Annotated in this window: 18 protein-coding genes; 8 read left to right on the top strand and 10 right to left on the bottom strand. The window is 43.8% G+C overall.

From position 1 onward, the window contains the following. Nucleotides 1-59 precede the first annotated feature (59 nt). Nucleotides 60-2441: a GAF domain-containing protein gene (locus ACX0G7_RS16635; protein ID WP_458924635.1), complete on the bottom strand. Its 2382-nt coding sequence runs from the start codon at nucleotides 2439-2441 to the stop codon at nucleotides 60-62. A 182-nt stretch (nucleotides 2442-2623) separates the two neighbouring features. On the opposite strand from ACX0G7_RS16635, the gene ACX0G7_RS16630 reads away from it, so the two are divergent. Next, nucleotides 2624-3868: a DUF1624 domain-containing protein gene (locus tag ACX0G7_RS16630; protein ID WP_458924634.1), complete on the top strand. Its 1245-nt coding sequence runs from the start codon at nucleotides 2624-2626 to the stop codon at nucleotides 3866-3868. A 54-nt stretch (nucleotides 3869-3922) separates the two neighbouring features. Here the strand turns inward: ACX0G7_RS16630 and ACX0G7_RS16625 are convergent, their stop codons facing one another. Next, a complete protein-coding gene (locus ACX0G7_RS16625; protein WP_458924633.1) occupies nucleotides 3923-4444 on the bottom strand; it encodes a HEAT repeat domain-containing protein in 522 nt (173 codons plus the stop codon). A gap of 55 nt (nucleotides 4445-4499) precedes the next feature. Next, the gene (gene mgrA / locus ACX0G7_RS16620) at nucleotides 4500-5516 is read right to left on the bottom strand and encodes an L-glyceraldehyde 3-phosphate reductase (RefSeq protein ID WP_458924632.1); all 1017 of its coding nucleotides are present in this window, start codon (nucleotides 5514-5516) and stop codon (nucleotides 4500-4502) included. 135 nt (nucleotides 5517-5651) lie between these two features. Between mgrA and ACX0G7_RS16615 the strand changes: the two genes are divergently transcribed. Then, nucleotides 5652-6776 carry an OmpA family protein gene (locus tag ACX0G7_RS16615; RefSeq protein WP_458924631.1) on the top strand — a complete coding sequence of 375 codons (1125 nt, stop codon included), beginning with the start codon at nucleotides 5652-5654 and terminating at the stop codon, nucleotides 6774-6776. Nucleotides 6777-6888: 112 nt separating this feature from the next. Here ACX0G7_RS16615 and ACX0G7_RS16610 read toward each other — a convergent pair whose 3' ends face one another. The 3 genes from ACX0G7_RS16610 to ACX0G7_RS16600 form a co-directional block, all read right to left on the bottom strand. Then, a complete protein-coding gene (locus ACX0G7_RS16610) occupies nucleotides 6889-9168 on the bottom strand; it encodes a Tex family protein (RefSeq protein WP_458924630.1) in 2280 nt (759 codons plus the stop codon). A gap of 175 nt (nucleotides 9169-9343) precedes the next feature. Further along, nucleotides 9344-10045, bottom strand: a complete 702-nt coding sequence (locus tag ACX0G7_RS16605) for a LytR/AlgR family response regulator transcription factor (protein WP_458924629.1) — start codon at nucleotides 10043-10045, stop codon at nucleotides 9344-9346. 13 nt (nucleotides 10046-10058) lie between these two features. Continuing rightward, the gene (locus ACX0G7_RS16600; protein WP_458924628.1) at nucleotides 10059-11111 is read right to left on the bottom strand and encodes a sensor histidine kinase; all 1053 of its coding nucleotides are present in this window, start codon (nucleotides 11109-11111) and stop codon (nucleotides 10059-10061) included. Nucleotides 11112-11488: 377 nt separating this feature from the next. On the opposite strand from ACX0G7_RS16600, the gene ACX0G7_RS16595 reads away from it, so the two are divergent. From ACX0G7_RS16595 to fbaA, 4 genes are all read left to right on the top strand, one after another. Further along, a complete protein-coding gene (locus tag ACX0G7_RS16595; protein WP_458924627.1) occupies nucleotides 11489-12856 on the top strand; it encodes a pyridoxal-phosphate dependent enzyme in 1368 nt (455 codons plus the stop codon). Nucleotides 12857-13968: 1112 nt separating this feature from the next. Continuing rightward, a complete protein-coding gene (locus tag ACX0G7_RS16590) occupies nucleotides 13969-14826 on the top strand; it encodes a helical backbone metal receptor (protein WP_458924626.1) in 858 nt (285 codons plus the stop codon). Next, entirely contained in the window at nucleotides 14807-15892 is a 1086-nt protein-coding gene (locus ACX0G7_RS16585) for a hypothetical protein (RefSeq protein ID WP_458924625.1), read from the top strand. Before ACX0G7_RS16590 ends, ACX0G7_RS16585 begins: the two co-directional genes overlap by 20 nt. 141 nt (nucleotides 15893-16033) lie before the next feature. Then, nucleotides 16034-17101 carry a class II fructose-bisphosphate aldolase gene (gene fbaA, locus ACX0G7_RS16580; protein ID WP_458924624.1) on the top strand — a complete coding sequence of 356 codons (1068 nt, stop codon included), beginning with the start codon at nucleotides 16034-16036 and terminating at the stop codon, nucleotides 17099-17101. A 230-nt stretch (nucleotides 17102-17331) separates the two neighbouring features. Here fbaA and ACX0G7_RS16575 read toward each other — a convergent pair whose 3' ends face one another. Then, complete coding sequence (locus ACX0G7_RS16575; RefSeq protein WP_458924623.1) at nucleotides 17332-18045, bottom strand: DUF4397 domain-containing protein; 714 nt, start codon at nucleotides 18043-18045, stop codon at nucleotides 17332-17334. A gap of 379 nt (nucleotides 18046-18424) precedes the next feature. Between ACX0G7_RS16575 and ACX0G7_RS16570 the strand changes: the two genes are divergently transcribed. Continuing rightward, nucleotides 18425-18907, top strand: coding sequence for a hypothetical protein (locus tag ACX0G7_RS16570; RefSeq protein WP_458924622.1), 483 nt, complete (start codon nucleotides 18425-18427; stop codon nucleotides 18905-18907). Between the two features lie 138 nt (nucleotides 18908-19045). Here ACX0G7_RS16570 and ACX0G7_RS16565 read toward each other — a convergent pair whose 3' ends face one another. Next, nucleotides 19046-21892 (bottom strand): M16 family metallopeptidase, encoded by a 2847-nt coding sequence (locus ACX0G7_RS16565; RefSeq protein WP_458924621.1) that lies wholly within the window; start codon nucleotides 21890-21892, stop codon nucleotides 19046-19048. Between the two features lie 192 nt (nucleotides 21893-22084). Then, nucleotides 22085-23737: an alkaline phosphatase PafA gene (gene pafA / locus ACX0G7_RS16560; RefSeq protein ID WP_458924620.1), complete on the bottom strand. Its 1653-nt coding sequence runs from the start codon at nucleotides 23735-23737 to the stop codon at nucleotides 22085-22087. Between the two features lie 133 nt (nucleotides 23738-23870). Here pafA and ACX0G7_RS16555 point away from each other — a divergent pair, with 133 nt between their 5' ends. Continuing rightward, nucleotides 23871-25127, top strand: coding sequence for an aminotransferase class I/II-fold pyridoxal phosphate-dependent enzyme (locus ACX0G7_RS16555; protein ID WP_458924619.1), 1257 nt, complete (start codon nucleotides 23871-23873; stop codon nucleotides 25125-25127). A 102-nt stretch (nucleotides 25128-25229) separates the two neighbouring features. Here ACX0G7_RS16555 and ACX0G7_RS16550 read toward each other — a convergent pair. Next, a partial coding sequence (locus ACX0G7_RS16550; RefSeq protein ID WP_458924618.1) for an ISAon1 family transposase occupies nucleotides 25230-25889 on the bottom strand: 660 nt, incomplete at its 5' end.

The following is a 25889-nucleotide window of genomic DNA, read 5'->3' as shown; positions in this document are numbered from 1 at the left end:
GCCCGCAAAGCGGAGGATCCGGTTTAGCACAGCTGTTACAATGGAAATAGCAGCACGGGTTAGCCAAAAGACATTTGTAAAGTCTTGCTTTGCTGGATGCCCTCGAAATTAGGGTTATAAATAAGTTCGGCGCGCAGGGCCTTCAAACCCGTGATACCTTGTAAATCTTTTAATTCAAGTCGCTCGATATTTGAACTGATATAATCCACGGACTGCAGGTACTGTAGATAGTTGAGATACTCCCGGGCTTCCTTGTCCTGCGAATAAACGATAGCGAGTTTTCCTGGCTGGGTCAGCCTCTCATTGGTCCCTTTGACATACGCCTTATCAATCCGCTTTTTCAATATCTCATACCTGATATTGTAAGCACCATCTACATCGAACTTTTTTTCATCCATCCTGAAACGAATATTAACAGGATTTGCGTGCACAAGTATAAGTGAGCAAATACGCAGCCCATTTTTATCCTGGGCGGGGAGATTATAAACTTCATTTTCGATCTCGCAACAAACCAACAATTGCCAAAGGCGAAGGTTCTGAAGATACAACGGATGAAAGTCACGGGTCTCAACCATCGATTGCCCGATATAGAGGTTATGTTCAACACCATCCGTTTTGTATTTTTCCAGGTAATGCGGGAACATTTCCTGTGCCGCAAGTTGGGCCCTGTCGAGGTAGTGGCCAATGGTATCATTAACCACTTTCACACAACGCTCGTATTCTTTTCGCTTGTCATAGACTACACCGAGTTCAGGGTCAAGCCGGTTTTCATAAGCCGTAAGTACATCGTGCATAACAGCACCCATCGTATGAAAAAAGCTAAACACGGGTTCAAGCTGTTCACGGAAAAACTCCAGGATCCTGTTTTCATCTCCCGCCGACAGTTGCTGTTGTAACTGACGTATGTAGCTTTCTGTTCTAAACTGCAGATCTTTATAAACCGGCAATGAAAACTTTGACGCTGCAAGATCCAGAATGTCTTTTGCCAGCGACAATTGCTCAATCATATCGGCCTGGATGGCACCGTTACGTGCCAAAGATGAATCCTGTATATCTGCCTGGCCATATAAGGGATAAACGTCGTTGAATACAATATCCTCGAGTGATCCCGCCAGGCCCGCCATTCCTGATCTGGCTGATTCCAGTAACCTTTCCGCAGCTTCGGTGAATCGCCAGGCTACCGTAGGATGAATAGCGGTACATTTCTGCCGGATGATAGCTTCCACCTCATTTTGTTGTTCATTCTGGAGCCTGTTCATTGCAGTAGAGAGAAGCAGGATTATTTCTTCCAGCGTGAACATCGTCATTGCGTTCAACATATTCGGTTGATGCGCCCCAAGCTCAAGTATTCCAATCAGCTCTTCGTCATAAAACAAAGGCAATGCAATATAGCTCCGGATATTTTTTTCCAGAAGTCCTTTAGTGAAGAAATCCTTATCATCTGGTGTTACAACCGACTGGATATATGGCTTCCTGTTTTCAAATATGCAGTGTATTGCAGGCTTATTGAAAACCGCAGCAGGTTTCCTTTTCGCTTGCCCCATCAACGAGCTATTACCGGAAACAGTTGATCCAATTAATCGAAGTAGGTGCCGGCTTTTGTTATACAACATGAACCCTGCATGGACATTTGGAAGATTCAGAAGTGCTGCAAAGTTTTTTTCTATCCGGTTAACGATAACGGGATCAACAAAAGCATCCTTATTAAGAAGGTCATATTTAAGGGCCGACCTGGATTCGGCGTGGGTAACATCAAAAAGTGAGACGATGGTGAATCCTTCAAAGCGGAAACTTCCGGGGGGAATCTTTTTTTTCCAATACTCTACATCTTCAAAGTGATCAAGCAGGTCGTGGATATCTTCTTTGGTCAGATTTTGTGTGTTCTCATTTGGAAGTATGTCTACAAACTCTGCGTTAATTTTGGAGAGGAACCTGCGCGTTACACCCGCTTTTTTATCATGAAAATCAAAATGGAGATCATGCATAAAATTTATTCCGGCACGATAATACCCATCAAGCACCACCATACAGGCGAAGACATACATCATACTCTTATCTTTCATCGGTATGCTTACATCGCCTTCTGCGGCGTCCAGGAGGTTTTCAAATCTTTTGGTTGGATTGAAAAACATTGTCTTAAAGGGAATGCCCGCAGCCTTGAAATCAAACTTTGATGAGATTTCCGGAAAAAACGGTGACAACAACATTTCTATTTGCGGCTGATATTTTTCCAGATCACTATCTTTAAGCGGCCCGAGTAAGTCGGGAAATTTTGTTATTTCCGTGATCACCTTCCTGGCCTTTGACGCTGAGATATCGTCGTCGCTTTGCGCCTGTTGTTCCCACCATCTGAACAGCTTACGAAAACTGAAAATCATCTCAGTGGGAAGAGGTGTCGTTGTTGAGAGGTCCAGGTTGATAAAATGCCGGAAATAAGTCATAATAAATAAGGCTTGATGCAAATTTAAGTATTATGCTTTTTCGCATCCCCGAATATTATCTTCCCGTCTCGCCAACATTTATCACTAAATCCGGTGACAAAACCTTACAAAAATAATTCCTACTTTTAAAAAACAGATACATTTTACGAACACGGAAATTATACCCCTTACAAACTACCATTATGCAATCGACAGCAGTTTTCGAGGAGAAAACTGTCGCAACCCCGGCGACTGCACTTTCTCAGAAAAGAATTGAATCCATTGATATTTTAAGAGGCATAGTCATGGTGATCATGGCCCTTGACCATGTAAGAGACTATTTCCATATCGGCGCGAATACTGACGATCCTCTGAATCTTGCGACTACTACCCCGATGCTTTATTTTACCAGGTGGATAACTCATTTCTGCGCTCCGATATTTATTTTTCTTTCAGGCACTTCCGTTTACCTGCAGAGCCTTCGTAAAACGAGGAGGGAACTCGGCGTCTTTCTACTAAAGCGGGGGGCGTGGCTGATTGTCGCAGAAATCGTGATCATTGCATTCGGATGGACATTTAATCCGGCCATGAACATCATTCCTTTGCAGGTTATATGGGCAATCGGGATAAGTATGGTTATCTTAGGTTTACTTGTGCTGATCCGCCTGCCCTACTATGGCATACTGGTAATAGGCGCAATACTTGTTTTGGGTCACAATCTCCTGGACATTCCCGAATCTGCCCCGGGCTTCAAGTCAAATTTTTGGTGGGATCTTTTTCATCATGGTCATTTTACCACGTATGAATATGCTCCTGATCATGTAGCTATGCTTGTCTACCCCTTTCCCCCCTGGACTGGTGTAATGATGCTGGGCTATTGCCTCGGAAAATTATATGGACCTGAATTCAGCATGCAGCAGAGGCAAAAGATCCTGGTGGGCCTGGGCCTGGGAACCCTCCTGTTATTTGTTGTGTTACGTTTCTTAAACATCTATGGTGACCCGGCTAGATGGACGGAACAAAAAAATACACTGTACACTTTCTTTTCATTTATCAAACTCAATAAGTACCCGCCGTCTCTTTTGTATTTATGTGTCACCCTGGGACCGGCTTTGTTGATATTGCCTTTCCTGGAGCATGTCAGGAACTGGTTTACAAAAGCGATGGTTGTTTTCGGAAGAACTGCTTTTTTCTATTATATCCTCCATATTTATCTTATCCATTTGCTTGCCGCAATTTTGTTTTTTGCAAGGGGGCATTCCTTCGAGGATGCAACCAATGTCGGCAGGAATTTTCCTTTCATGTTTGTTGCCCCCGGGGAAGGGTATGGCCTCGGTATCGTTTACCTGGTTTGGGCGCTGGTAGTTATTGCTTTGTATCCTTTATGCAAAAAATATGATGCATATAAAACCAGCCATCGTGAAAAATGGATGCTTAGTTATTTATAACATATGGCTGGTAATACGTTTCTTTTCTTCACCAATTGCCTTTCATTCAGCAATTTACTTTGACGATTTCTTTAACGCGTCAAGATAAATTTTTTTGATACTGTTTTGTTCTTCGTTTGCGACAATGTTTTCTATAGCAGGAACTAATTTCGTGTTATGCTTTGTTTTCAATTTTAGGATTTCACCAAGTGCTAATGCCGTACTCCAACGCACTACAGTCCCTTCGTGAGAAGTATTTACAAGCAGGTTAGCTATTGCTTTGTCCAACTCTTTCGGATAGAGAGAGGCAATATTTCCGATCACCTTTGCGCTTTCCCATTTCACCCTCGGCGCCTTGTCTTTCAAAGTAACTGTAACGAAATTAAATAGCTCCCTGGTGGCAACTGCCCGGTTTTGCTTTGTTGCCAATTCCAAAGCTTCGATGCAGGTTGCTTTGACCGGATCTTTTGCATCCTGCGCAAATTCCAAAAGTTCGTTTACAGTTATTTTTCTTTCAGCTATCCAACCGCCAAGTTTGGCTGTTTTTGCTTTTGAGTTTATGGTCTTGTCCCTGAACAGATTTTCAAGATCTACCATCGGCATTCAATTTTTTCTCATCAGTAAAAACATCCTACAAGTCATCTGCCCGGCGCTATACCGCATAGTCCTTTCTACCGGCCAGGATATGGTCAATCTCCCTGAGTTCCGATGCTGAAAAGGTTGTACTATAGAGGCATTGCAGGGAGTCAGTTACCTGTGCCGGTTTGCTCGCGCCAATCAAAACGGTAGTTATCCGTTTGTCTCTCAGCACCCATGAAAGCGCCATCTGCGCAAGGTTTTGTCCTCTTTTTGCTGCAAGTTCATTTAGCAGTTTAACCTTTGCAATCTTATCCTCCGTAATTGCATCTTCTTCGATGGCCCCATTGCCACGATGAGAAGCTGCCCTTGACCCTTCGGGGATGCCCTGCAGATACTTATTGGTCAACAAACCCTGGGCGAGTGGCGAGAAAGGAATGCAACCCAGGCCGTTTTTTTCAATCACGTCGAGCAGGCCATTTTCAATTGTTCTTTCGAACATCGAATATTTTGGTTGATGAATAAGGCAGGGAGTCCCTAAACTTTTTAAGATTGCACACGCCTTTTCTGTTTCCGGGGGGCTATAGCTGGAGATGCCAACATATAAAGCCTTACCCTGTCGTACGATCAGGTCGAGGGCGTTCATTGTTTCTTCCATGGGTGTTCCCGGATCGGGGCGGTGATGGTAGTAGATATCAACATAGTCAAGTCCCAACCTTCTGAGGCTCTGATCAAGGCTCGCCACCAGGTATTTTTTTGAGCCCCAGTCTCCATAAGGGCCATCCCACATTTTCCAGCCGGCTTTGGTCGATATAATGAGTTCATCCCTCAGATCCCTGAAATCTTCCTTTAGGATGCGCCCGAAGGTCGACTCTGCAGACCCTCCCGGCGGACCATAGTTATTAGCCAGGTCAAAATGCGTTATCCCGTTATCAAATGCTGTCCGAAGGATGTTCCTGGCATTTTCAAAGTCATCGATTGCCCCGAAGTTATGCCACAAGCCTAAAGACATGGCCGGTAACATCAAACCACTGGTACCGCAGCGATTAAATTTCATTTTATCATACCGATTCATTGCTGGCGTGTAACTCATTTGTTTATTTTTTGTCCGGCGAAAATTACAACGAATCGCTGACAGAGCGATATGATTAGTTTGGAGGCAGAAAATCAAACGGACAGAACCGGGATTGGGAGTGAAATGCTTAACTTGTGATGTGTATTTTTATCAATGATTGGCTTCAGATTAGTTGCTGTCTTATGGATTATTGGCTGGGTGAGTCCACCCCCAGCCAGGGGCCAGAGTCTTGTGATCAACGGCAGTTTTGACGAGCCAAACGTCTGCACTGAATATGAGGCGAAATGTGCTCCGGCCGGATGGTTTTATGTCTATGCAACCGGTCCGGGCTGGGGATATAAACCTAAGATCAACAGCAGTCCCTACGCGATACAGCTTTTCTCAGCGCAAAATAAAGATAACACCCGATCATTCTGGCAGACAGTACTGGCGCGGCGGGTGATTCCAAAGCGGGATTACCTGGTGGAATTGGATGTTTCCGCAGAAAGTGGCAGCCCCGATTTGAATGATATCGGGATTGCGCTTTCGGAAAAAATGTACTTTGCGGTTTATTCAGATTATAAACTTCCACAGGAATATATCAGCCTGGCAGACGCCCAGGTAAAAAAATTACCAAATGGCTGGTTCCGTGTGTCGAAAATCTGTTCATTCGCAGACACGATGCAAGTACTGGTAATTGGTAATTTCAGCCAGAAATCAAATGCCCAGATCCTTAAGGAAAGAAAAAACAAAAAAGGCTACATCGTTACCAATATCGACAATCTTTCGCTGGTGCCGGTAGCCAAAAATGGAACGTTAACTTCTGCGGATCCGGATATTATTAGCACCGGAATAAAAGATTCACTTTACAATATCCGTGACAGGCATCGTGGTCTCTATGAACTTGCAAACAGGCATGCCATCATGGCCGTTGAAAATATGTCTCCGCGGAAAAAAATAAATACCCTGGTGGATACATTGGTGATACCGGATATCGCTTTCGCATTTGATAGCTACGAACTGGTAGACCGCCCGCTACTGGTCCAACAGATCCAACCTATTATTAACGGAAGAATTTCAAAGATACTCGTTGAAGGTTTTACCGACGCCAAAGGCAGCCCTGGTTACAACGATACCTTGTCCGCACAACGTGCCGCGGCGGTGGCGAACCTCCTTATAACCGAATTCCCACTTGTAAAATACCTGACAGAATCACGTGGTTTAGGTATTTCACGAAAGTATGCCGATGACAATAAGAACAGGCGAGTTGAAATAATAATCTACAAACAGCAGGAATAAACTGCGTTGGTAAGTTCCACGCCTCGCGAATTCCCGTAAACAACAATACACTTATTTCCAAAACCTGGCTGAGCGTAAATTCAGCCAGGTCTCAGGAGACTTCAGTTATTTGTTATTTATCCATCTTCTTTTTCAATTCCGCCAACTTGGCCTGGAATGGATTTAATGGTGCGGCTGGCGCGGGCTTTGCTCCCGGGTTAGCAGTTCCTTGTGGTTTGGCAGCAGGTGGGCGACGATCACTACCGCCCTGTGCCGGGGAAGATGCCTCTTTCATTGTTAGAGCGATCCGCTTACGTGAAGCATCAACCTCTGTAACGGTTACCATCACCCGCTGTTGCAATTTAACCACCTGGTTCGGATCCGAAACAAACGTGTTACTCAGTTGAGAGATGTGAACAAGACCATCCTGCTTTACACCAATATCAACAAAGGCTCCGAAGTTGGTGATATTGGTTACAATGCCGGGAAGCTTCATACCCGGCTTCAGATCATCCATGGTTTTTACACTATCATCAAAACGAAACTCTTCAATGTGTTCGCGCGGATCACGACCGGGCTTTTCAAGTTCTTTGAAGATATCATTGATAGTGAGTTCACCAACTGTTTCAGTAATGTATTTCTTACGGTTAAGCTGCTTACGGAGTTCCGGCTTCTGGATCAGGTCCTTAATATCACAATTGAGATCCGCGGCCATTGCCTTCACCACAGGATAAGCCTCCGGGTGAACAGCACTGTTGTCGAGCGGGTTCACCGCATCGCGGATACGTAAAAACCCGGCACACTGCTCATATGCCTTGGGGCCCAGCATAGCCACTTTCTTTAGTTCATCCCGGGATTTGAACCCGCCATTTTTCGCCCGGTATTCAACAATATTCTTTGCCACGGTTGAGCTGAGCCCGGAAACATACGCTAACAGATGTTTGCTGGCAGTGTTCAGATCAACACCCACATGGTTCACACAGCTTTCAACAATACGATCCAGTTCATCTTTCAGTTTTGTTTGATTCACATCATGCTGGTATTGGCCGACGCCTATTGATTTGGCATCGATTTTTACAAGTTCACTGAGCGGATCAAGCAACCGACGTCCAATGCTCACAGCTCCACGGACTGTAACATCCTGGTCGGGAAACTCTTCACGCGCAACTTCGGAAGCAGAATAGATGGAAGCACCACTTTCGTTCACCATAAAAACAGAAACGGGCTTACCGAAATCAATACTACGGATCAGTTGCTCTGATTCACGACCAGCAGTACCATTACCAATACCGATCGCCTCGATCTTATAAGTATCTACCAGCCGTTTTAGTTCAGCTGTGCTTTTTGACACCTCGCGTTGAGGTTCGTGCGGAAATATAGTAGTATAGTTTAAAAACGTTCCATGTTCATCGAGACAAACGACCTTACATCCCGTTCTGAAGCCGGGATCCAGCGCCAATACTCTCTTCGCACCAAGCGGTGAAGCTAGTAACAACTGGCGGAGATTTTCGGCAAATACTTTTATCGCATCCTCATCTGCTTTGTTTTTGCTGAGCAATCTGAACTCATTTTCAATCGATGGTTTCAACAAGCGATCATAACTATCATCTATCGCTTTTTTAACTTCCGAGGCATTAGGATTCGAAGCTTTGACCAGGATCCTTTCCAATGATTCAACGGCATGCTGCTTATCGATATTAATGTCCATGATCAGGAAACCTTCTTTCTCACCCCGACGGATGGCAAGCACCCGATGTGAGGGACTATCTGCGAGGTTCTCGCTGAACTCAAAATAATCACGATATTTCTGGGCCTCAGGATCGTCCTTTTTTGAACTTAACACCCGTGAAGAAAACTTCGCTTCTTCGGTAAATAACTGCCGCACTTTGTTACGTGCCTGCTCATGTTCCGAAATCCATTCTGCAATAATATCTCTTGCACCCTGCAAAGCTTCTTTGGAATCCTTAACCTGGTCAGTAATAAACTTTACCGATTCCGTAGCGGGATCCTCTGCTCCCTGTTCAAAGATGAGTTTTGCCAATGGTTCAAGTCCCTTTTCTATCGCAACCGTTGCTTTTGTTTTTCTTTTTGGTTTGAATGGCAGATATATATCTTCAAGTTCAGTTGAATCGTATGAGTCTTCTATACGTTGCTTTAGTTCTGGAGTCAGTTTACCAAGACCCTCGATGGTTTTGAGAACAGTTTCTTTTCTTTTATCCAGCTCATTGAAATACTTCACCTGTTCAACAACATCGTTGATCTGTACCTCGTCCATATTACCGGTTGCCTCTTTACGATACCGCGCCATAAATGGAATGGTCGACCCCTCATTATGCAGCTCGTATATATTATTAATCTGCTTCAACGAAAAGTTGAGCTTCTCTGAAATCTTGTTGAAATACTTCTGATCCATGGTTTCTATGTTACAATTTACAATCCAGATTCCCGGTGAGCACGGCTTATTTTAACGGGCAGCAAATGTAAAAGTATAGAGAGGAAGAAAAAATTTTGTTTCGTTAATAGTTCGTAGGCATTGAGATTCAGGAGGTCATGCGGGGAATGGAGAGCGTATTTCTGCTCAATACCATTCAGATCATATTTTTTTGGTTTTTTAGAAAGTTGAGGAACGAATCGCGGTAGGTATCACTGAGGGGTATGAGCTCTTCATCGATCCTGATGCGGTTTTTTTCGATACTGCGGATTTTGTCTAGCGCCACAACAAAAGATTTGTGAACCCTCAGGAACCGGGAAGAAGGTAAGAGCTGCAGAATCTCATTGAAAGACATAAGTGTCATCACTTTTCTTTTTCCGAGAACAATGGAGAGATAGTCTTTCATTCCCTCGATATACTTTATCTCATCGAGATCGATTCTTTCACTACGGTACTCAGTCTTAACAAAAATGTAAGGGGCAGCCGAATGTGTTTGTTTTTTAGCAGCAAGCTCGTCAGCCACTTTGGTTACTGCTTTTACAAAACGATCAAATCCGAACGGCTTAAGCAGGTAATCTGATACATTGTATTCGTATCCTTTGAGCGCATAGCTGCTCTCGGCAGATGTAATGATCACCTTGGGAGGGTGCTGCAAAGCCTGCAACACCTGTATACCGTCCAGGTCGGGCATACATATATCCAGGAAGATGAGATCGGTCTCAGTATTGGTCAGATAGCTGATGGCATCAGCTCCGTTGTCAAATACCTGTTGCAGTGACAATAAATCCATCTTGCCTGCAAAATCCTTCAATTTTGCAGCGGCCAGGTGTTCGTCTTCTATAATAATACAGCGGATCATAAAATATGTCTTGCTATCTGCCGGGGGATATTCCGGTTAATTGCATGTCCCGGATCCCGCCGTCGACCGGGATTAGCGGAATAACCAGCTTTGTGTTAAAGATAGAAGATGAATGGCTTACTTCCATTGTATACTTACCTGGAAACAACAGATCAAGCCTCCGTTTAAGGGTTTGAAGTCCAAGTCCTGATGATTCCGGAATTTTTGCGCCGGGATCATAGGCATTTCTACTCTTCATTATGAGTTCTTTTTCGGTAATAGCAACATCTATCGTCACTCCCTCCTGGCTATGTTTATTACTATGATGTTTAAAGGCATTTTCAGCAATGGGTATCAAAAGCATTGGTGGCAACTGGTAATGTAGCGGTTCGCCGGTTACATTAAATTTAATCTGCCCCTGTCTTTTAAACCTCAGGTTGTAAAGGGCCAGGAGGCTTTCGAGATAGTTGAGCTCCTGTTTTAACGGAACCATATTGTCTTTGGTATCATATATCATGTACCTCATGATCTCTGACATGGAAATCAGGGAACGCGAAGCTTCGTCCGGATCAATCTTTATTAGTGCATCAATATTATTAAGGGTGTTAAATAAGAAGTGTGGACTTATGCGGCCTTTCAGGAGCGCCAGCTCTGTCTGAAGCAATTGTTGCTGTAGTGTTTCCTTTTCACCTTTTAATTTGAGCCCATACAAAAAACCACGAAACAAGTATCCAAGCAGGGAGAAGAATATCACGAGGACCAGCAGCTTGAAATATAGGGTTACAGTGAGTGGTTCATCATCCAGCAGTACATAAAGAAATGGCAGAAGTATGATCGTTAGTCCGCCTGATATCATGAACCACCCTCTTGTCCTTTTTGTGGACCCTGCCTGCCACAGAAAATAGAAAATATAGAAAGGAATTACCAGCGACAATAATAACATGAGCGCGATCTCCGAGATCAATCTCATATTTAATAAATTCCCCATACCGACGGTCTCGAGGAGGCTGTCGACCAGGGTCAGCATAACCAGGTAAAAAATGGTCCAGATCAACAGGTGAAAAGATAACCTGAGCGTTTTTGTCATGTCAGCATTTTTTTTTACAAACCATAATCGGTTTGTTCATCAAAGATGAGGATTAGCGCGCGGGTCATGATCCATAATCGACCACCTGCCTCTTTTTGTCTATAACCGGGCACACTCCCGGCCATCCATAAACGCAGGGTACAGCAAGTTTCCGTTTCGATCTCAAGCCCTGGTCTCATTAGTCACATCTTTCTGAATCCTGCTGGCAGCGTGCTTCACGACGGCCTTATAAGTGGTCCCGCGCCTCTGCATCATGATCACGGCTTCCTATCTCATTCTTCGGACGCCGCGATGAATATCGTTAAAGTTCGGAGTGTTTGTTTAGTTCACCAGCCATTGTAAGCCAAAACCTTACCTTTGCAGAACAAATAGTAGTAATGGATATCAAGAACAACATACTGGAAACAATCGGCAACACCCCAATGATCAGGCTCAATAAGATCACAAAAAATCTTCCCTGCACAGTGTTGGCCAAGGTTGACTATTTCAACCCCGGCAATTCGATCAAGGACCGTATGGCATTGAAAATGATCGAGGTTGCGGAGAAAGAAGGTAAGTTAAAGCCCGGCGGTACCATTATAGAAGGCACATCGGGTAATACGGGAATGGGACTTGCTCTTGCTGCTATTGTGAAAGGTTACAAGTGCATCTTTGCAACTACAGATAAGCAGTCCAAGGAAAAAATGGACATCCTGAAAGCTGTAGGTGCGGAAGTAATTGTTTGTCCAACCAATGTTGAACCTGATGATCCGCGGAGTTATTATTCCGTTTCGAAAAGACTGGCTACGGAAATACCAAACTCTTTTTACTGTAACCAGTATGACAACCTGGCCAACCGGCTGGCACATTATGAAAGCACCGGCCCTGAGATCTGGAAACAAACGGATGGAAAGATCACGCATCTTGTTTGTACCGCGGGCACAGGTGGCACTGTCACCGGTGTAGGAATGTATCTTAAAGAAAAAAATCCTGATATCCAGGTTTGGGCAATTGATGTATTCGGCTCATTGCTCACCAAATATTATAGAACGGGTGAAGAAGATATGAATGAAGTTCACCCTTATTTTTCCGAAGGATTCGGTGAAGATTTTGTTCCGCAGAATTATGACATGAGTGTGATTGACCACTTTGAGCAGGTGACAGATAAAGACGGTGCGGTAATGGCCAGGCGGATAGCCCGCGAAGAAGGTTTGTTCTGTGGCTACAGTGCCGGCAGCTGCCTGCAGGGATTAATGCAATTAAAAGAAAAGCTGAAAAAAGATGACCTAGTTGTTGTGATCTTTCATGATCATGGCAGTCGTTATGTAGGTAAAATATACAACGATCAGTGGATGATTGAGCGGGGCTTCCTCGATGTAAAGACATTTAAAGATATCATCAGCACCAGGGGCACTCAAAAACTTATTACAGTAACAGGCGAGCAGACTGTGAGTGAAGCGTTCGAGCTTATGCAGAAATACAATGTTGAAAACATACCCGTTCTTAGTAGTGATAACGGTGAGCCCGTGGGCGCAATCAGTGAGGGAGGTTTGTTTACAAAAATGATGATTGACGGACAGGACATCAAAAACCGAAAAGTTACAGAAGTACTCGAGCCAGCTTACCCGATAATTTCATTTGACACTACTCTGGAAAGAATCAGCGCACTGATAAATAAAGAGAACGGAGCAGTTCTTGGAAAAGATGACACGGGTAGTTTCCACATCGTTACAAAATATGATGTGATCCAGGCGGTCAGTAACTAATTCAAATCGGGTTATCCACAGTTTGGCATGAAAATGGCTTGATTCAAATCAAGCATATTAGCCCTTTTCCTCAACTACCCGCGCTTTTTTAGTAGAGTTACGATGACCTCTTCGTGCTTTCTACATGCCCGTCTTGCATACTTACGATTTTCGCAGTAAAAACCATACAATTTAAATAGAGCAGAACTGCTCTTGTGCACATTGCCTTGTCTTTATACTTTTGATGTAGAAGTTGATTGATAGCTTTTATCAATCGTCCAGTATCCAAAGAGAAACCAGGTATCCAATATCCGTCCAAAACCAACGAATCCAGTATCAGTCAACTTCTTTTTTTTTGATTTTTCCGAGTCCGTTTTTAGTAGTCCGTATCCTTAAAAAACCTAAAAACCAAACCTAGTCCTAACCACTTAAGATCCAGGCCATGCTAGAAAAACCGAAACAAAAACCAAACACTCAAAGCACTCCTACTTACGGGACCGAAAAACCAACCCTTAAGATCCAGGCATTGCCTTGAAAACCAAACTAAGATTAAGCCTTGTCCGAAAAACCAATCCTAAACACCAAAGCTTATCTCAGAGAACAAACTGATTAACCTCCCGCACGAGCGGGATCTATCGACATCCTTATCCTAAGAAAGATTAGTTTTTGACCGTATCCCTGATTAACCTCCCGCACGAGCGGGATCTATCGACATCCGTATCCTTAGAAAGATTAGTTTTTGACCGTATCCTTGACTAACCGTCGGTATCCTTAGAAAGATTAGTTTTTGACCGTATCCCTGATTAACCGTCCGTATCCTTAGAAAGATTAGTTTTTGACCGTATCCTTGATTAACCGTCCAAATCCTTAGATGCCCTTCATCATTTAATTATGATGAGCGATCCTTATCCTGTAAGATGTCAACATCTTAGCCCTGGCTTAACCATCCATGGTTTGAACAACCTGTTAAAAACCCAGTATTCCTGAATGAAGAAACCTTTACTCGTTATCCAAGTCCTTTATTAAAACCGCATTTAATTTATCCAGTACCCTCCTGCTAAATCTGTTTTAGCAGGAGGTAATTGCGGATTCTGTGGATCACGTTTTTTTCAGCTTATCTTCCGCTAAAAAACATGCCTTTTTTCACTGACCAGGCAAACCGCTCCGTTCATATCGAGTCTCCCCCGACTAAAATCATTTCCCTCGTTCCATCACAAACTGAATTATTAGCTGATCTTGGCCTTGACGAATCCGTTATCGGGATTACCAAATTCTGCATTCATCCTGATCACTGGTTCCGGTCTAAAAAAAGGATCGGCGGCACAAAAAACCCGGATCACAAACTTATACATCAGCTCCAGCCCGATCTCATCATTGGCAACAAAGAAGAAAACAGGAAAGGAGATATTGAAGCGCTCGCCGGATCTTTTCCCGTATGGCTGAGTGATGTCTCCAACCTGGAGGAAGCTTTACAAATGATTGATCAGATCAGCAAGATCACAGCAACAACGGGTAGGGGTCAAAAGATCATCAGCGACATTCGTAGTTCATTCGGGATGCTGCAGCAGTCCATCCAGGCACCCGAAACAATGCAATCCTTTTCTTCAGAGATAACCGCCACCGGGCATAAAAAATTGCGGGTTTGTTATCTTATCTGGCAGGACCCTTTCATTGTTGCAGGCAACAACACTTTTATACACAGCATGATAGAGGTTTGCGGTTTTGAAAACGTTTTTAAGAGTCAATCAAGGTATCCTGTAATTACTACTGAGGAAATAACATCCGCAAACTGCAATGTTATTTTTCTATCAACCGAGCCCTACCCGTTTACGCAAAAACACCAGGTGGATCTGGCATCCGCATTCCCGGATTCAATCGTGGAGCTGGTAGACGGTGAAATGTTTTCATGGTACGGCAGCAGGCTGACGATGTCACCATCTTATTTCCAGACATTAATCAATAAATTGCATCATGCCGCAGGAACCAAATGATAAGCCGTCCAGGAAAAAGCCGATGTTCCCGGTGAACGATGCTTTGCGCGGCTATCTCAAATACCATGGGCGGGAAGTCAGGCTGCCGGTCGCTTACAGGGACCTCCTTCACTATACATATTCGGTTCCCATCATGGATAAAAACGGTAATGATACTTTTTGGGAAAAGGTAATCTATGATAAAAGAGAGTGGGACTTCATACGTGAGGGACTGGTTAACATATATGCTATATTAAAAACGGAAGGTGATTACAGTTTCACCAAACATCTTGATGTTGCCAGGATCGACTATTGCACCTTTGGCAATTCACATCCATTCAGGATAAGGATCGTTAATAAATTCAATGACAATTACGATCACTATTATATCAAGGTAGCGGATGCATCGAGAGTTTATGGACTCGAGCTGGAACATATGCTGTCTCCAAACCGGATTACGTTTTTCACACACCTTGGTACCCTTGTAGAAGAACATATAGCTGGTATCCCAGGAGATCTTTTTATCAAACAATACCTTAATGATGGGGTGGCCAACAAGATCCGCCTTGCCAAGGAATTCGTAAAGTTTAACGAGCGTTGTTTTGTACGACTGCTTGGCGACATGCGTAGCTATAATTTCGTGGTTGATATAACACCTGATATCGAAGATTTCCAATACCGGATCCGCAGTATCGATTTTGACCAGCAATCTTTTGAGGGCCGGAAAAATTTGTACATGCCACAGTTTTTCAAAGAGAACCTTGCGTTGGTTGATCTCAGTCTCAGGTTATTGAACAAAGACTCCATCGAACAGTACCAGACCGAAGAAAGAACGCTGGTTGCCTTCAGGCTCGCCTCTGCAAGATACCGGATCAAGGCCCTGCTTGACATCATGACCGTCGACACAATATCAACTCCTGAAAAAGTCAACCAGTTAAAAGAAGAGCTATACCAGTTTTATGATGAAAAAAACCCGGGATTCAAAAGATGTCATTCCATGGGTGAGATCGTTAAAATGAACCTGAAACAAACGCTGCGTAAGAATCTTTTGCTAATACCAAAGATTCAAAGCCGGTTTGGAGACTAAGCGCCAAAAATCCTCCCGTTTTCAGCCGTCCGCCGACAGAACAATCACATTGCCGCTTGATTTTTTGCCATGCAGATTACTTACCTTCGCGCCTGACTTATTACTAAACATCTTAATAACACAGTAAAAGATTTTTAAAGCATGAAAAAATACAGACCCGGGGTATTGTTCGGTAAAGAATTGGAAACATTGTATAACGATGCGAAAGACAATCAATTCGCGTTACCAGCAGTGAACGTAACCGGTACCGATACCATCAACGCCGTCCTTGAAACTGCAGCCAAAGTGAATTCACCGGTTATTATACAGTTCTCGAATGGTGGGGCTCAGTTTTATGCTGGCAAAGGAATGCCAAATGATAAACTCCAGGCAAACATTTCCGGCGCAATTTCCGGCGCACTGCATATACACACCGTTGCTCAACACTATGGTGTTCCCGTGGTGTTGCATACCGACCATGCAGCCAAGAAGTGGCTCCCCTGGATAAGTGCCCTGATTGACGCTGGTGAACAATATTTTAAAGAGAAAGGCCAGCCGCTTTACAGCTCTCATATGCTTGACCTTTCAGAAGAGCCAATTGAAGAAAATATACATACCTCAGTTGAGTTTTACAAACGGATGGCGCCACTCGGCATGAGCATCGAGATTGAACTCGGTGTTACAGGTGGAGAGGAAGATGGCGTTGATAACAGTGGTGTTGAAAATGACAAGTTATATACTCAACCAGAGCATGTGGCTTACGCTTATACCGAGCTGAGCAAAGTTGGTAAATTGTTTACTGTTGCTGCAGCCTTTGGAAATGTACATGGTGTGTACAGTCCGGGTAATGTTGAACTTCGCCCAGACATACTCAGGAACAGCCAGGTGTACATTGAGAAAGAACTGAAGACCCAGCCTAAGCCCGTATACTTCGTGTTCCACGGTGGTAGCGGTTCTCCGCAAAATCAGATCCGTGAGGCGCTGGGATATGGAGCAATAAAAATGAACATCGATACGGATATGCAGTGGGCATTCTGGGAAGGTGTAAAGGATTATTACAAAAAGAACGAAGCCTATCTGCAAGCTCAATTGGGAAATCCTGAAGGACAAGGCAAACCAAACAAGAAATATTATGATCCGCGGGTTTGGTTACGTAAAGGAGAGGAAAATTTTATCAAGAGATTGGAAGTAGCATTTGAAGATTTGAACTGCATCAACCGGAATGCATAGTAAAAACACGAAGCCAATTCGTAGAAATCACATAATAAAAACTCCCGCTCATCGAAATGTTGAGCGGGAGTTTTTGTTCACAGAAATGAATGTCTCAAACTGTTCAAAGCTAGCTGTATGTGACTATCTTTGTGGTGTCATCCTTTAGATAGATTATTCAGTCTAACTGTATTCGAGATCCTATATAAAGATCATAGCCCTGTACGCTTCGGCCTACAGGGCCTCTTTTTTTATTTATTGACAATTAACTGCGCTGAAAGTTCATTTGAACCTCCCCTGCCCAGTATACCTTTCGCAACAATGGTGTAAATCTTTCCAGCCTCTACAACAACGCCGGGAACGCTAAGAACAGATACATTTGTACCAGCAAGTCTTACGTTAACTACATAACTTCCGGCATCAACACTTACAAAAGCGGCCTTGCTTGCGTCAGTGGTTACATCAGCGTATGTCCGGTTTGGAAATATAACGGTATTGTTTGCGGCCAGATCTACGGCGATTTTGTTCACAGTTGTGTTTGGACTAAGATGTAAAAACCTGACCTTGGCTTTCCCGGTAGCAGGAGCAGACAGATCATCGTCCAGGGTGAACACTTTCAATTTGTTACTAAGCAAAGTATCATAAGCGTAAATGGAATATGAACGACCAGCATTCATATTGATAGAAGTTTCAGCCAAAGCATTGATGGTGTTAACCCCGGCAAGTTTTACATTATACTGCTTCGGCGGAGTCGTAGCATAAGCCGAGTTGCTGCCGAAAGCTATGGCTGAAGCACTTGCTTTTGCATCATCGAGGTACAATTCAACAGATGGGGCTCCTGTTGCAGCGTGAACGACCATATAGTTAGACGGCTCAACGGGGCCATCATCATCGTCTTTCTTACATGAATTCATAAACAGTACCATCGATGCAAGTGCGAGCGACGTCAGGATCTTTCTGGTCATAATTGTTGTTTTAATTGAGGAATTGTTGGTTAGTGAGAACATTATTTGGCTAACGCAATTTCAATTAACATGCCATATGTTCCTTATAATCACTAAGTCACAACTCCCCGCCTCAAATCGATTACACTTTATCTTTTCTTTATGAATTTGGGGAAACCTCTCATTCTTGTTGCTGTTCGCGAACGGAAACCACGACAGCAAGTCCTACCCTCTTAAGCTGCTTTTACAATTTTGTGTGACTCATCCAAATCAAATCCCTGTTTTCGGTGAGCAATTCCACACAAATATGCGATTGTAGTGGGAATATGTTGAGTCTATATTTGTGTGGCACTACTGAAATGCCATTAGTCATTAAACCTTTTACCTAAGCCATCATACAATGAACCAGATTGTACAGCAGTCAATGCTGTCACCCAGAAATTTTTGTAAAGCCGTCCTCATCAGTTTCCTTATCGCAACAATCGTTATGGGATGCTCAAAAAGTGAAGGTTCAATATCGCCTGGTAAGCCGGTTACCATTGAGAGAAACTTTCAGTTTAACATCACACCAGCCAACCAGTTTGATGAAGAAACTTCGAAGAACATTTCCTTGAAACTAAGACTCTCCATTACAAGGCTTAACCTTGCTGAGAACTCGAGCCAAACGTTATGGGACACCATCGTCACCAATAACAATTTATATGAGTTCACACATCGTCCTGGTCAGAATATCAGCACCACCATAAAGGCCGCACCGGAGGTGTTCACAACCCTTGTATATAACTATGTAATCATTTACAACCATCGCGGGGCACTGGTCACCCGTTCTGAATCAGCAGGGTTGGGTCGCAACGACCCTGATGGACTCGTTGTCAAATTGTAACGCTGTAGAAAGACCAGTACCAAATCCCCCCATTAAAACAAAAGCCTATGCTCATTATTTCAGAGCATAGGCTTAACAGATTGAGGTGGTTGAACAATGAAAGCAGTTATGTTTTGCTTCCTGTTAATTATACTCTTGTCAGAACGCTTTTTTCGGTTCACCTGCAGGTGGAGCAACTGATTCCGGCATAAGAACGGCTATGAATTGATTTTTCCCGTTAAACACAAGCTTTGCGGCTTCCTGAACATCCTTCACCGTCAGTTTATCTACAAATTGCTCGTAGTTTACGAAACGTTTGGGATCACCTTTTTTCTCTTTTAGTTCAATAAGATTACTCAGCCATGTTCCGTTTTCTTTCATACTCGTACGGTATTGCTCCTTCCATTGCTGCTTCACCTTATCAAGGTAAGATTGAGTAGGACCCTGATCTGCAATCTGCCTGAACTCGTTGTTAACCGCTTTTAGTAATGTGTCAACTTTCTCAGGGCCACATGGCAACTGCAACATAAAAGAATAGTTTGAGTAAGGCGCCTTCTCCAGGGCTGCAAAAGATCCACCTCCATATATACCCTGCACTTTTTCGCGGAGTTCTTCAATGATCCGGATATTAAGCACCTCACTCATTGCCTGTAATTTCAGATCCAGCTCTTCGCTATAAGGAATCTCTCCGCTATAAATTGCGAGGATCAGGCTCTTCTGCTCTTTACCTTTACTAAAATTCAACTTTTTAGTACCCGCGACAGGTCTTACTTTGTTGTCAACGAAGCTGAACTTTTTACCACTTACCGGGAGGCTCGCAATGTATTTTTCTATAAGTGGTTTGATGTCAGCTTCCTTAAAACTGCCTACAAAAACAAAGTGCATTCCGGTGGCGTCTCCAAATCGTTCTTTATAGATGGCGAGGGATCTGTCGAGATCAATCTTATCGAAATAATCGGACTTCGGAACGGCCACGGGTGCGAGTTCATTGTTTGCATACATCACCTTATACATGGTATCAATAAACGCAGCTTGTGGATTTGATCCAAGCATCGCGTATTGAGATTTGTTACGTTGAACATATGACCTGAACAGAGCAGTATCCTTGCGGGGTTGAGTAAGATATAGATTGGTTAACTGGAACATTGTTTCCAGGTCCTTTACTGAAGAACTGCCACGGAGGCCGTCTGAAAGAGCACCAAAGCTCGGACTAACCGTAATTGATTTACCGGCAAGAGCCTTTTTAAGATCTGTCGGTGAGAATTCCCCCACACCCATTGCATTCACAACAGGGACTGCATATTCCGCATTGTATTTATCCTTCAGACCATAATTGTTTTTACCCCCTGGCCTGGTTGCAGCCATCAGGATCTGGTCATTCTTAAAATCCGTTGGCTTCAGCGTCACAGTAATGCCATTGCTGAGTTTCATTTCCGTGGTACCCAGAAGCGCGTCTTTGGTACTGCTTACAATTTTACCGGCGGTTGGCATTGTTGTCAGAAGATCAGCGGCCACTGCCTTTTCTTCATAAGCTGTAAGTTCGAGCTTACTGCCATTATCAATTACTGTCAGCAGTTCGGACTCGGATGGTAATTTTTGATCTGCTTTGGGATCGGGGCCGATAGCGAAAACGAACTTGTTTTTTTCATCTTTAAATACGCTAGTAACCGCATTTACTTCTTCCAGCTTAATGCCGGGCAATAATGCCTTTACGTATTCAAATTCCTTATCAATTCCAGGAGTAGGTTCCTGTTGCAGGAAATGACTTACATATTCGTCTACATAATTTGATGATTCTGTTTTATCCCTGTTGTTCCAGGCTCGCTCGTAATTCGTCAGCATTGTTTTTTTTGCACGCTCCAGCTCCGGAGCAGTAAATCCAAAACGTTTAACCCGCTCAATCTCTGCCGTCAGGGCGCTGAGACCTTTTTGCAGGTCACCCGTACCGGTTCCGGCATAAACACTGAACTGGTCATATCCACGGGCATAAGATCCAAAATCAACTGCGCCGAAAAGGAAGGGTGGATTTTCTTTTTGAGTGATTTCCTGGAGGCGCTGGTTCATGAGTGTTGTGAAGATGTTTTGAACCAGGTCCTTCCGGTAGTCACCTACGGTTGTTTTCTCGTTTGCCTTGAATGCGGGATAATTGATCGCCAGCTGGTAGTTGGTTGCCTCCTTATCTGTAACTACGGCGGCAGAACTTGAAGTATACGGTGGCAATTCTACGTTTACACGTGGACGTGGGTTAGGAGGATTTGTTAGTGCAGCGAAATGTTTTTTAACCAGCTCAAGCGCTTTCTCTTTGGTGATATCACCCACTACAATTACCGCCATAAGATCCGGACGGTACCACTCTTTATAAAAACGCCGGATCTCATCATACTTGAAGTTTTTGATTATATCTTCCTGTCCGATGGGGATACGCTGGCCATACTTTGAACCCGCAAATAACTGGGGATAGATCTTCCGCATCATCCTGTCATTTGCACCTTTCCCGAGACGCCTTTCTTCGAGGATGATGGCTCTTTCGGCATCAATATCCTCATCCAAATAGGTGACATTATGGGCCCAGTCTTCCAGGATATCAAAACCTTTTTCAAGATTGCCCGGTTTGTCTGTCGGGATCGGCAATATATATACCGTTTCGTCAAAACTGGTATATGCATTCAGATCATTTCCGAATCCCACACCGATTGATTGAAGAAATGATATGATCTCGTTTTTCTTATAATTTTTTGTCCCATTGAATGCCATGTGTTCGGCCATATGCGCCAGCCCCTGCTGAGAATCATCTTCCAGCACGGATCCGGTATTAACGACGAGGCGGAGTTCAACCTTTTTTTCCGGTCGGGGATTGGGCCTGATATAATAGGTTAAGCCGTTTTCCAGTTTACCTATGGTCACCTTGCTATCGAGCGGCAATTTGTCGGCCGTATTCACCTGGCCCACCTGCGCCGAAACCGTCCCGACCGTAATCAGGACCAGCATTGCAAAAATCGACTTCATTGACATATTTGATTTTTTAAGTTAGCAGTTAGATATAATGGAAACAAATGTATCGAGAGACAGTTCAATTTAACTCCCACTGGTGTAAAAAGTGGGACAGCCGTTGATCCAGACGGGAAATCCGGGTCAACGGCTGCATGATCAAACTTATTCCGTAGAAATGTACGGGCACACCGAAATATATACGAAAGTCTATCTGAGTACTTCTTCAACCGCCTGTCCTACATTACCGCTTGGATTCTGAATTTTCAGGAGCGCGGAGATTGTTGGTGCAATGTCTGTCATATGCGTTTCCCGGTTCAGTTTGCCTGGTTTTACCTTCCATCCATAAAACAACATCGGAACGCGGGCATCATAGGGATTCCAGCTACCATGCGTAGTACCGGTAGCTCCGCCATCAATATAACCCGGCTGAAGGATCATCTGGATATCGCCTCCCCTTTTCGGATAGTATCCATTGCTCACCATCTCTTTTATTTTTGCATTCAAGGTAGTACCGGCAACGTCCTCGAGGTCAAACGCCCGGGAAATTTCCGGTTGCCTGTTAAGATAACCAATGATCCATTTCTTTATGGGCTCCCTGTCGAGTTTCATGGAATCTATAAGCCTGTTATTCAGATGCACCTGGTAGTTGGTATTGGTGACCACCAATTTGTCAGCACCGAACTGACTCTTAAGTCCATCATTGATCTCCCTGTTCCACTTTTCATCCGGGATCACCCCGCCCGGTAATTTATTTTCTTTATTAAAACCCGGAACATGCGAAACACCGTGATCAGCTGAAAGAAACACCAGGTACTCCCCTTTTCCAACCTTCGAATCAAGGTAGGTAAAAAATTCACCCATCTCCTTATCAAGACGCAGATAGTTATCTTCTACCTCTATAGAATTCGGCCCAAATGTATGGCCTATGTAATCAGGAGTTGAAAAACTTATCGCGAGCAAATCAGTAACCTGGTCGGCACCCATCTTTTCATTCTCGATGGCAGCCTTAGCCATTTCAATAGTGAGCGTATTTCCATAAGGAGTGCTTGAAACAACTCCATATGATTTATCCACGAATTTTTTAAGGTCATAAGGAAAACCCTTTTGCTCAGCTCCGAAAGGTTTCCCTTCATAAACATTATCGTCTTTCGTACTTTGCACGTAGGAATTTATGGGATACAGTGTGTTCCAGCCTTTCTCATAATATCCGTTCATCAGTTTACGGCCATTAAATGCTTTCACCCAGTCTGGTTCTTCATTCATATACCAGGTAGAAGTGACAAAGTTTCCGGTTCGTCCATCATACCAGTAAGCCGCATCTGCTGAATGTCCCGCCGGGAGAATAGCTCCCCGATCCTTAATCGCAATACCTATTACCTTACTGCGAAAATTTGTTGCAAGTTTCAATTCATCGGCTATCGATGTAACGAGCATATTTCTGGGACTCATCTCGCCGGCGTTACCGGTTGCGCCAACCGTTTTAACGTCTTTATCTTCTGTACAGTAAACGGAGCGGCTCATTTCGCGGTCCCACCAGCCATTGCCTGTGATACCATGTATAGCCGGAACACTCCCGGTATAAATGCAGGTATGGCCACATGCTGTGATGGTCGGTGTATAAGGAATAAGCGCATTCTCACAGCTAAAACCCTGGTTCAAAAACTTTTTGAATGCCCCGTTTGCGGCATAGCGGTCATAATAACGATAAAGATAATCCCAACGCATCTGGTCAACTACGATGCCTACAACCAGTTTGGGACGTAGTTTTGTAGCAGCAGTAGTGGCAGGGGCGGATTTTGTTTGAGCAAATGTTAAGGAAATAACAAAAGAGAGAGTGGGAACCAGTAGTAGCTTCTTCATCAGGTTGAACAATTTTCGACAAATGTAGGAAAACTTAAACCCCTTCAATCCGGCGCAAGTACCAAATCCATTACCTTTGCGTGAATTTAATCTATCTCAAAACAGATTTTGTTTTCTTATCAAACCAATACATATGGCAGATATTTTTGACAGGCTTCTGAAAAATTATGGCCCGATTGGGCAACATCGTGAAAGAGCTCATGGTTATTTTGCTTTCCCGAAACTTGAAGGCCCCATCGGCAGCAGGATGAATTTCCGGGGAAAAGAAAAGATCGTCTGGAGCCTGAATAATTATCTTGGCCTCGCTAATCATCCCGAGGTTAGAAAGGCTGATGCTGATGCAGCAGCTAAATTCGGTCTTGCAACTCCCATGGGCGCAAGGATGATGAGCGGAAATTCCAACCATCACGAACAACTTGAAAAAGAACTTTCAGAATTCGAATCAAAAGAAGATACAATATTGTTAAACTTCGGTTACCAGGGTATGTCAAGCATTATCGACGTAATCTGCAGCCGGCACGATGTAGTGGTGTATGATGCGGAAAGCCACGCTTGTATCATAGACGGTCTGCGCCTTCATCCCGGCCATCGTTATGTATATAAGCATAACGATATGGCCGACTTTGAAAGACAGCTTCAGCGGGCCACCACACTTATTGAAAAGCAAAATGCAGGAGGTATCCTGGTTATTACAGAAGGTGTATTCGGAATGGCCGGCGACCAGGGTAAATTAAAAGAGATAGCAGCCCTGAAATCAAAGTACCAGTTCCGTTTATTGGTCGACGATGCTCATGGGTTCGGAACACTTGGTAAAACAGGTGCGGGTGCCGGCGAAGAGCAGGGCGTTCAGGATGATATCGACCTGTATTTTTCTACTTTCGCAAAATCAATGGCATCAATCGGTGCATTCCTTTCAGGGCCCAAAACGATAATCGATTTTATCCGCTATAATATCCGCTCACAGATCTTCGCCAAGAGTCTTCCCATGCCAATCGTATTGGGTAATCTCAAACGCCTTGAACTATTAAGAACAGAGCCCGGTCTTCGTGAGAAACTCTGGCAGAACGTAAAATCGTTACAGTCTGGTCTTAAAGAGCGGGGATTCAATATCGGAAAAACCGATTCACCCGTGACGCCAGTTTATATGAATGGCGGCGTGGAAGAAGCCACTGCTATGGTAATGGATCTGCGTGAAAACTATAATATTTTCTGTTCGATCGTAGTGTACCCGGTGATACCAAAAGGGCATATTATCTACCGTCTCATTCCTACTGCTGCACACACAGCTGAGGACATTGAAAAGACTTTAGAGGCTTTTGACGAGACAAAGCAAAAACTGGATGCCGGAGCATATAAGGTTGAATTTATACCAGATATGGCAAACGCCTGAAACACATTTGACTCAACAAAATGAACTGCCTTCACGGCAGTTTTTTTTTGCCCGGGTCCCGGGGTATTTGGGATCAAGTTTAATTCTTGGGGGATAATTTTGTCAAGCATAGATTTTTGCGAGTCTGAAGAGGAAAAAATTAATGTCTCGGACACCTCTGGCAGAAGCTCTGAAGGCTTTGATTTTCGCATTGAAAGATTCTGCTGAGGCATTTGTGCTTCGATTGTTGAAGTAGTTGAGGATATCCAAATAATAGCTTTGAATGGTTCTTACCACGGTTCTGAAGGAAGCGATTCCGCAGTCTTCTACATCATTGTACCAGAGCGCCAACCGTTTGAAGGCTTGTTCTTTTGAAGTACAGATTTTGAAGATTGAGGATAGATTCATTGAGATGTCATATGCCTTTTTTAGCTCCGGATACCTTTCGAACATGATAGCAGCACGATGCTTTTGACTGTCGGTCCAGGCATTTGCTTGTTTAAATAAAAGGTACCGGCTTCGGGCTAGCAGTTGTTTTGGAGAGTCACCGTTTGGCAATAATTGTGGGATATAGGTCTGTTGAAGTTTTTTTGATCGCGCTATCTGTTCATTTTCTTCATCTAACTCCTGCCACCGGTACTTTATTCTTATTTCCTGTACCGCCTCTGTAGCCAGTTGCTGTACATGAAAACGATCTACTACCTTGTGTGCATAAGGAAAGCATCGTTTGACGATCAAATGCATGCCTGGAGCCATATCCAGGGTTACTTCCTGCACGCTTTT

This window comes from Flavitalea antarctica, assembly GCF_054461535.1.
Note: the sequence above shows the minus strand (reverse complement) of the source record. Positions and strands in the feature narration are given on the sequence as shown.